Here is a 12,243-nt window from a genome sequence, read left to right on the forward strand (position 1 = left end):
GGACAAATTTTTATTAATACAAAAAAGGGCTAACTCCCGCAATATAACAAATTAGTTTTGTTATCACGAAGAGTAGACCTACTACTCGGAAATTATATAACAGCCTTTTCAATAGAAACAGATCTTAAATTTTCAATTGAGCTATTAAATATCCTATTTGTTAATGAAGTAAATATATCAATATCACCAGTTGTAAAAAATTGATGATGACAATGTTCTAATCCATCATTTAACATTTGATTTATTTCTAGTATCGTGCTAGTTTCTCTAGCAGTCTCTTCACTCGAAGAAATCAATGTTACTTGTGGTCCAACCACTTCCTGAATTACATCTTTTAATAACGGATAATGCGTACAACCTAATATAAGTGTATCCATATCAGGGAAGTCTTTTAATGGATATAGAGCATCTGCAACCGTTAACCTCGCAATCTCCCCTGACAACATTCCTTGTTCTACCATTGGTACAAATGTCGGACAAGCAAGTGAAGAAATATAAAGTTCCGGTTTAATCATATTTAGTGCTTCCGTATAAGCATTACTACGGATAGTCCCTTCCGTACCAATAATACCAACATGGTCATTTAACGTTGATTTAATTGCTGCACGAGCACCTGGTTGGATGACACCAACTACTGGTATAGTTAGTTGATTTTGTAATTCATTAAGCGTATATGCTGTAGCTGTATTACAGGCTATAACTAACATTTTAATATCTTTTGTTAATAAGAATTCGACCATTTCCCAAGTAAACCTTCGTATTTCCTCTGAAGTTCTTGGACCATATGGACACCTTAGTGTATCTCCAAGATAAATAAGTTTCTCCCTTGGAAGTTGTCTCATTAATTCATGTACGACTGTTAAACCACCGACCCCAGAGTCGATGACACCGATTGGTTTATTCAATTAAATTCGCCTCTTCTAAGATGTTATTTTTCATTTATACTTTTCATTTGTGCATGAAGTAAATCAAGAAGTTCTATAAGAGTTGTCGTTTGTTCTTCGGTAAAATTCTCTAGCACATTATTTAAATACTCTTGACGCTTTAAAATAACTTCTTCAATAATTCGATGTCCTTTTTCTAAAACATGAATACGTACTACTCGTCGATCGTTCGTATCCCGTACACGTTCTACTAAATCATTTTTTTCCATCCTATCCACTAAATCGGTAGTGGTACTAAACGCTAACCCATTTTTTGCAGATAGTTCTCCAATCGTTAAGTCACCTTCTTCTTTTAACCATTGAAGAGCAATGAATTGAGGATTTGTAATCGGATAATTATTAAGTATTTTACGGCCATTTTGTTTTATTGCACCCGAAATATGTCGGAGTTTTTTTTCTAACTTTGCAATTTGTTCTGCTGAAATATTATATACCAAGACCTTACCTCCTGAACTTCCATTCAATATAGTCATATTTTATCATAAAAGCTCGAAAAACTTATGATTTTTTTCAAAAACTATAGTATTTAGTGGAAAAAATGGTGTATATTAATATATTTTTTTCATTCAAGAAATGTGCGCACCGTTTATTCTTCATCACATAAGCTATTAGTGACTAAATAATTACCCTCAAGTCTGCAGCTCTATGACAGCAAGGAGGGGTTAACATTTGAAGGACAACGAGTACAAACCGAAGCAATTATTGACTAAACGTGAAAAAGAAGTATTCGAGCTCTTAGTTCAGGACAAAACAACAAAAGAAATTGCCCAGGAATTGTTTATATCTGAAAAAACTGTCCGTAACCATATTTCAAATGCTATGCAAAAATTAGGAGTCAAGGGGCGTTCACAGGCAGTTGTAGAGCTCATCCGCATGGGTGAATTAAAGCTCTAGAAAAAACCGACTTTCCTTTACAGGAAGTCGGTTTTATAGTTATTTAGATGCTGCCAATAATTTCTCCTTAAGACTTACGCCAAGCTTAAGTGGTTTTCCAGTAGATGGATCAATGTACACTATTCTCCCTCTTCCTGTTAAACAAACTTCCTCATGTTGATTGACACCCATATAGTGAATATCAAATGAGGTGTTTCCAATGTGCGCTGCTTTAACATATAGTCTGAGGCTATCTTGGAAGAATAATTGCTTTAAGTAATCACATTGCAAATCAGCAACGATAGGAATACCTTCAGTATGACTCGAGTTTTCAAACAGCCCAACAGACTTTAAATACTCAATCCGTGCTTCTTCAAAGTAAATAAACGGACTAACGTTATTAACATGCCCAAACATATCTGTTTCTGAAAAACGAATTCGAACCGGTATAGAAAAGGAAAATTCTCCTTTCCACACCTCAAAATCTTCAATATATGAAATTTTCCTCATGTGTTAACTCTCCCCACTTTATGTGAAAAAGACCCCTACCAAAGTCTCGGTAAGGGTCTGGTTGTAAGTTATTATTAATGTGCGTTATCGCTACCAAAGAAATTTTTAAATGATTGTACAGTAGCTGCACGGTTCATTGCTGCGATAGAAGTTGTTAATGGAATTCCTTTTGGACAAACTTGGACACAGTTTTGTGCGTTCCCACAACCAACTAGTCCTCCTTCTTCCATTAAACCTTCTAATCTTTCACTTGCATTCATCTCACCTGTAGGGTGTGAGTTGAATAAACGAGCTTGAGAGATTGCAGCAGGTCCAATGAAATTGGATTTATCATTAACATTTGGACAAGCTTCTAAGCATACCCCACAAGTCATACATTTTGAAAGTTCATAAGCCCATTGACGTTTTTTCTCTGGCATACGAGGACCAGGCCCTAAATCATAGGATCCATCAATAGGAATCCAGGCTTTAACTTGTTTTAGTGCATCAAACATACGTTCACGATCGATAACTAAATCACGTACAACTGGAAATGTTGACATTGGCTCTAAACGGATTGGTTGCTCTAATTCATCAACTAAAGCAGCACAAGATTGTCTAGGCACTCCATTTATCACCATTGAACATGCACCACAAACCTCTTCTAAACAGTTCATATCCCATGCTACTGGGGTCGTTTTTTCCCCTTTTGTATTAACGGGATTTTTACGAATTTCCATTAACCCAGAAATAACATTCATGTTCTTACGATACGGAACTTCAAATGTTTCCTGATATGGAGCAGTATCCGGGCTATCTTGACGCGTAATAATAAATGTAACAGTCTTTTGTTCAGCCATTTTCAGTTTACTCCCTTCGCTATTTTTTACGTTTTAGTGCTTTTTCGTGTAATCACGTTTACGTGGCGGAATTAAGGATACATCGACTTCTTCATAAGAGAATTTTGGTCCATTTTCTTTTGCATCAAATTCTGCAATCGTAGTCTTTAACCATTCCTCATCATTACGTTCAGGGAATTCCGGCTTATAATGTGCACCACGACTTTCATTACGGTTATAAGCACCAATCGTAATAACACGCGCTAAGTGAAGCATATTTTTAAGCTGACGAGTAAACATTACGCCTTGGTTGTTCCAACGAGAAGTATCGTTGATATTGATATTTCCCCAGCGTTCTAGTAATTCTTGAATTTTTTCGTCTGTTTTTAATAGTTTCGCATTTTCACGTACTACTGTAACATTATCTGTCATCCATTCGCCAAGCTCTTGGTGAATCTGATAAGCATTTTCTTCACCACTCATGTTCATTAGAGCTTCAAACTTCTCTTCTTCTTCTTTAACACGATTTTCATAAAGACTAGAATCTAAGTCTTCCACATGTTTAGATAATCCTTCAACATATTCAATTGCTTTAGGACCTGCTACCATACCACCGTAAATTGCCGATAGTAAAGAGTTGGCACCTAATCGGTTAGCTCCGTGCTGTGAATAATCACATTCTCCAGCAGCGAATATTCCAGGAATACTTGTCATTTGATTGTAGTCAACCCATAAACCACCCATTGAATAGTGAACAGCAGGGAAAATCTTCATTGGAACTTTACGTGGATCTTCTCCTACGAATTTTTCATAGATTTCAATGATTCCACCAAGTTTAATATCAAGTTCTTTTGGATCTTTATGAGAAAGGTCAAGGTAAACCATGTTCTCACCATTGATCCCCAGTTTTTGATTAACACAAACATCAAAAATTTCACGAGTTGCAATGTCACGTGGAACTAGGTTACCGTATGCAGGGTATTTTTCTTCTAAGAAATACCAAGGTTCACCATCTTTATAAGTCCAAACACGTCCACCTTCACCACGAGCAGATTCACTCATAAGACGTAGCTTATCGTCTCCTGGAATTGCAGTAGGGTGGATTTGGATGAATTCACCGTTAGCATATTTTGCACCTTGTTGATACAAAATACTTGCAGCAGATCCAGTATTAATCATAGAGTTAGTGGATTTACCAAAGATAATCCCTGGTCCACCAGTTGCCATAATCGTTGCATCTGACGGGAATGACTTAATTTCATGTGTCTTCATGTCTTGTGCGACAATACCACGTCCAACACCTTCTTCATCAAGAACTGCACCTAGGAATTCCCATCCTTCATATTTCGTTACTAAGCCTTCTACTTCATAGCGTCGTACTTGTTCATCCAATGCATATAATAATTGCTGACCTGTTGTTGCCCCAGCAAAAGCAGTACGGTGATGTTGTGTACCACCAAAACGACGGAAATCAAGTAGACCTTCTGGTGTACGGTTAAACATTACCCCCATTCGGTCTAACATATTGATTATTCCTGGTGCTGCTTCACACATTGCTTTTACAGGTGGTTGGTTTGCTAAGAAGTCTCCTCCATACACCGTATCGTCAAAATGGAGCCAAGGAGAATCTCCTTCCCCTTTCGTGTTAACGGCACCATTGATACCACCTTGGGCACATACAGAGTGAGAACGTTTTACAGGAACTATTGAAAATAGGTCAACGCTTACACCAGCTTCGGCAGCTTTAATAGTTGCCATAAGACCAGCTAAGCCTCCGCCTACTATAGCAATTTTACGGTTACTCATTATGAAAACTCACTCCTTCTCTCTTTTCTTACACTCCATAAGCAAAAGTAATTAGTGTTCTAATACCGATATAACTCACTACTAAAAATACGATTAAAGTAGCATATGTAACAATTTTTTGTGATCTTGGTGATTGTGCAATACCCCAAGAAACGAAGAAGCCCCATAATCCATTGGAGAAATGGAATACAGCAGAAAGAACACCAATAACATAAAACCAGAACATTACTGGATTCGTTAAAATTCCTTCCATAAGGCTATAATCTAGAGGCGCTCCTAGAGCCACTTGCACACGTGTTTCAAAAACATGCCATGCAATAAATACTAACGTAATAATTCCTGATATACGTTGCAAATAGAACAACCAGTTACGTACGAAACCGTAACGTCTTACATTGTTTTTTGCAACAAATACAATATAAACCCCTAAAATTGCATGGAATAAAATTGGTAAGTAAATGATAAAGATTTCTAATGCTAGTACGAATGGAAGATTATGCATAAAACTAGCTGCTTTATTAAAACTTTCCTCTCCATACACTGCAAAATGGTTAATTACTAAGTGTTGAACCATAAATAATCCGATTGGAACTACACCTAATAAAGAGTGTAACCTTCTGTAAAAATACTCCCTATGCTCCGCCATGTGATACCCCCCTTAGTTCTTCTGATGATTTAGTAAATAGTCTGACATTTTAGACGAAATAAAACATCAATATTTTCACTAAAATGTACAATTTGCAACATGTTTATTGTACGACTAACTCTAATTAGCGTCAAGAAAAGGCCACCTAATTTTTTTCCTAATTTAAATCGCTTTCAAGGATTAGTAAATCTTGCGTAAAAATAAAAATGCATGGATAATAACAATATACTTATAATGTTACTATGTGAATTTTTTACATATAGGAAGGAATCTAGCTATGCCAAAAAAACAAGAGAAACTTCCAATTGAATTATTGGAAAAGATTCAATCAACAGGTGCAGGATATGACTTAATTCGATATATTAGCTTACCAGATATATTTGGATCTGAATCTGATGCACTACTGTATTTTATGGGGAGAAGCCTTGCAAGAAAATTCAATCTACAAGCGTTGGGGGATATCATCTTTTTCTTTGAAAAAGTGGGTTGGGGTCGTCTTGAGTTATTTAAGGAAAAGAGTAACAAGTTAGAATTTCATCTTCTAGCAGACTCTGTTGTTCAACGTTTAGCCATGCCAATTGAAACAGAATTCCGATTAGAAGCGGGATTTCTTGCTGAAGCAATTTCTATTCTTAAAGGAGTAGAATGTGAATGTGTAGAAGAAATACGCCCTAAAATTCATCAAGTTGAATTTACAGTTGTCTTTGTAGAATAGAAGAGGATGCTTAGACTATCCTAATAAATTTTAGGGTTAGTCTAAAGCATCCTCTTCATTATTATCCTCATTTAAATATTTCAACACGATTTCGGCAATATTTTGTGGAATGCCAAGCTTTGTAATATCTTCAAGTTGAGCATTTCGTATTTCATTTACAGATTTAAAATGTGTTAATAATAGCTTTCTTCGTTTCTCACCAACACCTGGTATTTTATCTAACTCTGATTGGAATAAATTTTTACCTCGTAGTTGTCTGTGGAATGTTATAGCAAATCGATGCACTTCATCTTGAATGCGTTGAATTAAATAAAACTCTTGAGATTGTCTTGATAATGGTACGACTGTTGGTGGAAATCCATATAATAATTCACTCGTTCTATGTTTATCATCTTTAGCAAGCCCACACAGCGGGATGTCTAATCCTAATTCATTCTCTAACACATCCAGAGCAGCGCTCATTTGGCCTTTCCCACCATCTACTATAACCAAATCTGGAATTGGTAACGATTCCTTTAAAACACGTGTATACCTTCTTCTAATGACCTCACGCATCGTTTCGTAGTCATCTGGACCTTGCACATCTTTTATTTTATATTTCCGATAGTCCTTCTTACTCGGTTTCCCATCTACAAATACAACCATAGCAGATACGGGATCAGTTCCTTGGATATTGGAGTTATCGAATGCTTCAATTCGATGCGGTGTCTCTATATTTAATGCCTCACCAAGCTTTTCTACAGCGACTATAGTTCGTTCCTCGTCTCGCTCAATAATAGAAAATTTCTCTGACAAAGAGGCTTTTGCGTTTTCCATAGCCAATTCTACTAACTCTTTTTTCCTACCACGGTAAGGAGTATGAACATCTATTTCTAGTAACTCTTCTAATAATTCCGTTTCGGTACCAATTGGAACAAAGATCTGTTTTGGTTTAGGATGGTTCTCATGGAGGTAAAATCGACCTATAAAACTTAAGAACGTCTCTTCTGCTTCATCAAAGAAAGGGAAAACAGAAACATCTCGTTCGATTAATTTCCCTTGTCTAATAAAGAACACTTGAATACACATCCATCCCTTATCATAGCTATAGCCAAATACATCACGATCCACTCTATCATTTAAGGTCATCTTTTGTTGTTCCATTACTACTTCAATATGTTGAATTTGATCCCTTAATTCTTTTGCTCTTTCAAAGTTTAATTGTTCACTTGCATCTTGCATCTTTTGAGTAAGAGCTTGTTTTATATATTTAAAACCACCTTGCAAGAATGATTGTATTTCATGAACGACATCCTTATAGAACTCAACTGTTGGTGGTTTATCTCCACATGCCAAGCATTGTTCCATATGATAATATAAACATGGCTTACCAGGAGGATTATTACATTTACGCAAAGGATAAAGTCTATCTAATAACTTTTTTGTTTCTCTTGCAGCAATAACGTTTGGATATGGCCCAAAATACTTCCCTTTATCTTTTTTTACTTTTCGTGTGATGATTAATCTCGGATGTCTTTCGGAGGTGATTTTTAAGTACGGATAGGATTTATCATCCTTGAGCATGACATTAAACTTCGGATCATACTTCTTTATTAGATTCATTTCTAAAATGAGTGCTTCTATCTCTGATGAAGTGATAATGTATTCAAAATCCACTATTTCTTGAACCAATCGTTGTGTTTTTTGATCATGTGCACCCGTAAAGTAGGAACGAACTCTATTTTTTAACATCTTGGACTTTCCAACATATATAATGGTATTATGTTTATCCTTCATTAAATAGCACCCCGGCTTAGCGGGTAAAACTGCTAGCTTTTCTTGGATTTTCTGGTTCATTATCGTCATTCCTTAAACTATTTTAGACAGTAGAAAATAATCCCCTGTTACAGCTGCAACAAGGGATTTATTATTTGAACTAGATTTTTGTTAAACTTAAGCGTGTTTATTAATTAATTCAACAAGTGCTTCCTTTGGTTGGAATCCAATCACTTGATCAACGACATTACCATCTTTAAATAATAATAATGTTGGAATACTCATTACACCAAATTTACTTGCTGTTTCTTGATTTTCATCTACATCAAGTTTAACAATTTGTACTTTTTCAGACATTTCTCCATCTACTTCTTCAAGTACTGGAGCTATCATTTTACAAGGGCCACACCATGGCGCCCAGAAGTCAGCTAATACTAAACCTTTTGAGGTTTCATCTGCAAAGTTTTGATCTGTAACATTTTTAATTGCCACTCAAATTCCTCCTTTTACTTCATTTCAAAAAGAGTATACCATTATTATAGATAACCTTACTAACAGTTTGCTTATTCTTGAGATTCTTATCCAAATAAAAAACACTATATCTTAATAGTTTTTAGCTTAAATCCATGTAATTACTCTCTTTACAAGCCCGCGGCCCGAATACACACTGCTTTCCTGCGGGGGGACTGGTGAGCCTTCTTGAGCTAAAGCTCTGTGGGGTCTCACCTATGCCACCATTCCCGCGGGAGTCTACGTGTATTCGGGCCGTTCAGTGCAAGTAACAATCCCAAAATATGCCTTATTTAAAATAAGCTACAAACACTTTATTAAGCTTTTAGTTTTTTTATTTCTTCTGTTAATATAGGTACGATTTCGAATAGATCTCCAACTATTCCGTAGTCGGCTACATTAAAGATGTTTGCTTCTGGGTCTTTATTGATAGCTACGATTACTTTTGAATTGGACATTCCTGCTAAATGTTGGATTGCTCCTGAGATACCAACTGCAATGTATAGGTCAGGTGTTACGACTTTACCTGTCTGGCCAATTTGTAGAGAGTAATCACAGTAGTCTGCATCACATGCTCCACGAGACGCTCCTACAGCACCACCCAATACTTCAGCTAATTCGTATAATGGTTTGAAACCATCAGCACTCTTCACACCACGTCCACCTGCTACTACAACCTTTGCTTCTGATAAATCAACACCATCTGTAGCTTTACGTAACACTTCCTTGATGACAGTTCGCAAGTCCGAAATATCAACTGTTTTCTCTTGAACATCGCCTGAACGAGATTCATCACGATCTAATGCTTGAATATTATTAGGGCGTACTGTTGCGAACACAATTCCTTCTGAAATTACTTTCTTTTCAAAAGCTTTACCAGAATAAATAGGTCTTGTAAATACAACTTCATTACCATTAGCATGTATATCAACAGCATCTGATACTAAACCAGATTCTAACTTACTTGCAATTTTTGGAGTTAAATCTTTTCCGATTGCAGTATGCCCCATCACGATACCATAAGGATTTTCGTCCTCAATAACTGCTAAAATCGCTTGACCATACCCATCAGAAGTATAAGAAGCTAACTTTTCATTTTTTACTGTAACAACTCTATCTGCTCCATAATAGATCATTTCTTTAGCTTGTTCTTCAAGTGTATCATTTCCACAAAGAACACCAACGATTTCAGCTTCAGATTTTATCTTTTTCGCTGCAGAGATTGCTTCGAAAGTAACATTACGTAACACACCATCTCTAGATTCACCTATAACTAGTATTTTTTCACTCATGATAAATTCTCCTTTCTCTCTCTAATTAAAGTACTTTCGCTTCGTTTCTTAGCAGCGAAACAAGTTCTTTTACTTGGTCTTCTATTTCTCCTTCTAACACTCTTCCTGCCTCTTTTTCAGGTGGTAAGAATATCTCGACTGTCTTTGTTTTTGGTTCTAATTCATCTTCATCTAAATCAAGATCATCGATTTCTAATTCTTCTAAAGGTTTCTTCTTCGCCTTCATAATTCCCGGTAAAGAAGGGTATCTTGGCTCATTTAAACCTTGTTGACATGTTACTAATAGTGGTAAAGATGTTTCGATTTTCTCCACATCTCCTTCTACATCCTTATCGATTTTTACTGTATCGCCGTCAATTTCTAGACTAGTGATAGTTGTTACATAATTAATACCTAAACGTTCTGCAAGTCTTGGTCCAACTTGACCACTTGCTTCATCGATTGCGACGTTTCCAGCTAGTATTAAATCTACTTCTTTATCTTCGAAGAACGCTTCCAAAATTTTGGTTGTTGTATATTGATCCCCTTCTTCAAGGTCATCTTCAGTATTAATTAAGACAGCTTTATCAGCACCCATAGCTAATGCGGTACGAAGTTGCTTCTCAGAATCTTCATCCCCAATAGTGACAACAGTAACTTCACCACCATGTTCATCACGCTGTTTGATAGCTTCTTCAACTGCGTATTCATCATAAGGGTTAATGATGAATTCTGCACCATCATCCTCAATTCGACCATCAGTCACTACGATTTTTTCTTCTGTATCAAATGTCTTTTTTAATAACACGTAGATATTCATCTCTAGTTCCTCCTCTTGTTATCTATTTATCTATAAAATTAGGCTTTCGTTTTTCAATGAAAGCTAAAACCCCTTCTTTAGCATCTTGGGAGCCAAATATTTCCCCAAATGCTTTTGCCTCTTCTTTTACCCCACTCGCAAAATTTTCAGACTTTGCATAAGGTACAAGTTGCATTATACGATTTATTGTTGGCTTACTTTTTGAAGCGATTTTAGTAGCTAATGTTGTTGCTACTTCAAATACTTCTTCTTCACTAACAACTTGATTCACTAACCCATACTGGTATGCTTCCTTTGCTGTAATAGGCTCACCTGTTAAGATCATTTCATATGCCTTTGCTGTCCCAACATACTGTGGAAGGCGCTGTGTTCCTGCAAAGCCAGGTATAATTCCAAGAGTCAATTCAGGTAGACCCAGCTTTGCATTTTCAGTCGCAATTCGGATATGACAAGCAAGTGCAAGCTCCATGCCACCACCTAAAGCAGCCCCATGGATTGCTGCTATTACAGGTACTGAAAAATGCTCAATTCGGTCAAACAACTCTTGACCAAATTCTGCGAGCGATTGATAGTCTGATGCTTCTTGTAAAGATGTAAATTCTTTAATGTCTGCTCCTGCTGAGAAGAATCTTCCTTCCCCTTTTAAAACAATCGCCTTTACTTTTTCTTCCTTCTCAATTAAATCTAGTTTTTCAGAAAGCGCATTCAAAAGAGTACTAGATAAAGCGTTTGCAGGTGGACTTTGAATCGTTAGCGTTGCAACATTTCCTGATAATGTGAAATCAATTGCTCCCACGTTAACACCCCATTCATAATTAGTTTCTAGTTATGCGGTTTGAAATCTTTTTCTTTCAAACCGCATTGCGTTTTATACATTACATCAATACGATGAAGCTAGAATTAGTTTAACTATGTATTACTTAACACTTATTCCTTGCGTGATTAATTTATGAACAACTGGGGATAAACTTACTAAGTCGTATTTTTCTTCATTCATGACCCAGTTTGTTACCGTTTCATCTAATGTACCAAAAATCATTTGTCTAATTAAAGGTACATTAATATCATGACGGAAAAGTTTTTCTTTAATTCCTTCTTTGACAATTCCATCAATAACTACTAGATAGGGTTTTAAAATACTATTTATTTGCTGACGCAAGGATAAATTAGACTGTCTTAACTCTAGCTGTGTTACTATCGCTAAATGATGATTAGCAGCTAGTTGACCAAAATGCATTTCAATTAATGTAAGCAGCTTGTCACTTGCACTTTTTCTTTCACTAGTTGCTGCAGCAATTTGTTCGATAAACTGTCCCATTTTTTCTTCAAAAACAGAAACCAAAATATCCTCTTTGTTCTTAAAATATAAGTATATGGTACCGTCTGCTACCCCTGCTTTTTTAGCAATTTTGGAAACTTGTGAAGCATGGTAACCATTTTCTGCAATCACATCGACTGCCGCATCAATAATTAACTTATATTTCGGTTTGTTGTTTTTCATTACGTTTCTCCTTCAAGCATACAAGCATTGGAAAAGCTCTAGTCGCCTTTCAAAATAAATAAAATATGAATGAT

Annotated in this window: 14 protein-coding genes; 2 read left to right on the forward strand and 12 right to left on the reverse strand. The window is 36.1% G+C overall.

Going from position 1 to position 12,243, the window contains the following annotated elements; translation table 11 throughout:
* Positions 1 to 92: 92 nt before the first annotated feature.
* Both racE and AB1K81_RS07205 read right to left on the reverse strand, forming a co-directional pair.
* Positions 93 to 905, reverse strand: coding sequence for a glutamate racemase (gene racE, locus AB1K81_RS07200; RefSeq protein WP_412975937.1), 813 nt, complete (start codon positions 903 to 905; stop codon positions 93 to 95).
* Positions 906 to 928: 23 nt separating this feature from the next.
* Positions 929 to 1,381 carry a MarR family winged helix-turn-helix transcriptional regulator gene (locus AB1K81_RS07205; RefSeq protein WP_412975938.1) on the reverse strand — a complete coding sequence of 151 codons (453 nt, stop codon included), beginning with the start codon at positions 1,379 to 1,381 and terminating at the stop codon, positions 929 to 931.
* A gap of 232 nt (positions 1,382 to 1,613) precedes the next feature.
* Between AB1K81_RS07205 and AB1K81_RS07210 the strand changes: the two genes are divergently transcribed.
* Entirely contained in the window at positions 1,614 to 1,838 is a 225-nt protein-coding gene (locus AB1K81_RS07210) for a helix-turn-helix domain-containing protein (protein WP_010099041.1), read from the forward strand.
* Between the two features lie 39 nt (positions 1,839 to 1,877).
* On the opposite strand, the gene AB1K81_RS07215 is transcribed toward AB1K81_RS07210, so the two are convergent.
* The 4 genes from AB1K81_RS07215 to AB1K81_RS07230 all read right to left on the reverse strand — a co-directional run bounded on the left by AB1K81_RS07215 (position 1,878) and on the right by AB1K81_RS07230 (position 5,597).
* Positions 1,878 to 2,327 (reverse strand): acyl-CoA thioesterase, encoded by a 450-nt coding sequence (locus tag AB1K81_RS07215; protein ID WP_412975939.1) that lies wholly within the window; start codon positions 2,325 to 2,327, stop codon positions 1,878 to 1,880.
* Between the two features lie 74 nt (positions 2,328 to 2,401).
* Positions 2,402 to 3,166, reverse strand: a complete 765-nt coding sequence (gene sdhB / locus AB1K81_RS07220) for a succinate dehydrogenase iron-sulfur subunit (RefSeq protein WP_412975940.1) — start codon at positions 3,164 to 3,166, stop codon at positions 2,402 to 2,404.
* Positions 3,167 to 3,199: 33 nt separating this feature from the next.
* Positions 3,200 to 4,951 carry a succinate dehydrogenase flavoprotein subunit gene (gene sdhA, locus AB1K81_RS07225; RefSeq protein ID WP_412975941.1) on the reverse strand — a complete coding sequence of 584 codons (1,752 nt, stop codon included), beginning with the start codon at positions 4,949 to 4,951 and terminating at the stop codon, positions 3,200 to 3,202.
* A 28-nt stretch (positions 4,952 to 4,979) separates the two neighbouring features.
* Positions 4,980 to 5,597, reverse strand: a complete 618-nt coding sequence (locus AB1K81_RS07230) for a succinate dehydrogenase cytochrome b558 subunit (RefSeq protein WP_412975942.1) — start codon at positions 5,595 to 5,597, stop codon at positions 4,980 to 4,982.
* A 277-nt stretch (positions 5,598 to 5,874) separates the two neighbouring features.
* On the opposite strand from AB1K81_RS07230, the gene AB1K81_RS07235 reads away from it, so the two are divergent.
* Positions 5,875 to 6,312 carry a YslB family protein gene (locus AB1K81_RS07235; RefSeq protein WP_412975943.1) on the forward strand — a complete coding sequence of 146 codons (438 nt, stop codon included), beginning with the start codon at positions 5,875 to 5,877 and terminating at the stop codon, positions 6,310 to 6,312.
* A gap of 36 nt (positions 6,313 to 6,348) precedes the next feature.
* Here AB1K81_RS07235 and uvrC read toward each other — a convergent pair whose 3' ends face one another.
* From uvrC to fadR, 6 genes are all read right to left on the reverse strand, one after another.
* Positions 6,349 to 8,148, reverse strand: coding sequence for an excinuclease ABC subunit UvrC (gene uvrC, locus AB1K81_RS07240; RefSeq protein ID WP_412975944.1), 1,800 nt, complete (start codon positions 8,146 to 8,148; stop codon positions 6,349 to 6,351).
* 96 nt (positions 8,149 to 8,244) lie between these two features.
* Positions 8,245 to 8,559, reverse strand: a complete 315-nt coding sequence (gene trxA, locus AB1K81_RS07245; RefSeq protein WP_412975945.1) for a thioredoxin — start codon at positions 8,557 to 8,559, stop codon at positions 8,245 to 8,247.
* Between the two features lie 335 nt (positions 8,560 to 8,894).
* Positions 8,895 to 9,869, reverse strand: coding sequence for an electron transfer flavoprotein subunit alpha/FixB family protein (locus AB1K81_RS07250; protein WP_412975946.1), 975 nt, complete (start codon positions 9,867 to 9,869; stop codon positions 8,895 to 8,897).
* A gap of 25 nt (positions 9,870 to 9,894) precedes the next feature.
* Positions 9,895 to 10,668: an electron transfer flavoprotein subunit beta/FixA family protein gene (locus AB1K81_RS07255; protein ID WP_412975947.1), complete on the reverse strand. Its 774-nt coding sequence runs from the start codon at positions 10,666 to 10,668 to the stop codon at positions 9,895 to 9,897.
* A 22-nt stretch (positions 10,669 to 10,690) separates the two neighbouring features.
* Entirely contained in the window at positions 10,691 to 11,464 is a 774-nt protein-coding gene (locus AB1K81_RS07260; RefSeq protein ID WP_412975948.1) for an enoyl-CoA hydratase, read from the reverse strand.
* 120 nt (positions 11,465 to 11,584) lie between these two features.
* Positions 11,585 to 12,169, reverse strand: a complete 585-nt coding sequence (gene fadR / locus AB1K81_RS07265) for a fatty acid metabolism transcriptional regulator FadR (RefSeq protein ID WP_412975949.1) — start codon at positions 12,167 to 12,169, stop codon at positions 11,585 to 11,587.
* Positions 12,170 to 12,243 lie beyond the last annotated feature (74 nt).

The organism is Ornithinibacillus jepli (assembly GCF_047228935.1).
In the GTDB taxonomy this organism is placed as follows: Bacteria; Bacillota; Bacilli; order Bacillales; family Amphibacillaceae; genus Ornithinibacillus.

Coding starts and splice junctions, on each gene's coding strand:
- AB1K81_RS07230 (WP_412975942.1), bottom strand. CDS start 5,597: ATGGCGGAGCATAGGGAGTATTTTTACAGAAGGTTACACTCTTTATTA.
- AB1K81_RS07255 (WP_412975947.1), bottom strand. CDS start 10,668: ATGAATATCTACGTGTTATTAAAAAAGACATTTGATACAGAAGAAAAA.
- sdhA (WP_412975941.1), bottom strand. CDS start 4,951: ATGAGTAACCGTAAAATTGCTATAGTAGGCGGAGGCTTAGCTGGTCTT.
- sdhB (WP_412975940.1), bottom strand. CDS start 3,166: ATGGCTGAACAAAAGACTGTTACATTTATTATTACGCGTCAAGATAGC.
- AB1K81_RS07250 (WP_412975946.1), bottom strand. CDS start 9,869: ATGAGTGAAAAAATACTAGTTATAGGTGAATCTAGAGATGGTGTGTTA.
- AB1K81_RS07235 (WP_412975943.1), top strand. CDS start 5,875: ATGCCAAAAAAACAAGAGAAACTTCCAATTGAATTATTGGAAAAGATT.
- fadR (WP_412975949.1), bottom strand. CDS start 12,169: ATGAAAAACAACAAACCGAAATATAAGTTAATTATTGATGCGGCAGTC.
- AB1K81_RS07215 (WP_412975939.1), bottom strand. CDS start 2,327: ATGAGGAAAATTTCATATATTGAAGATTTTGAGGTGTGGAAAGGAGAA.
- uvrC (WP_412975944.1), bottom strand. CDS start 8,148: ATGAACCAGAAAATCCAAGAAAAGCTAGCAGTTTTACCCGCTAAGCCG.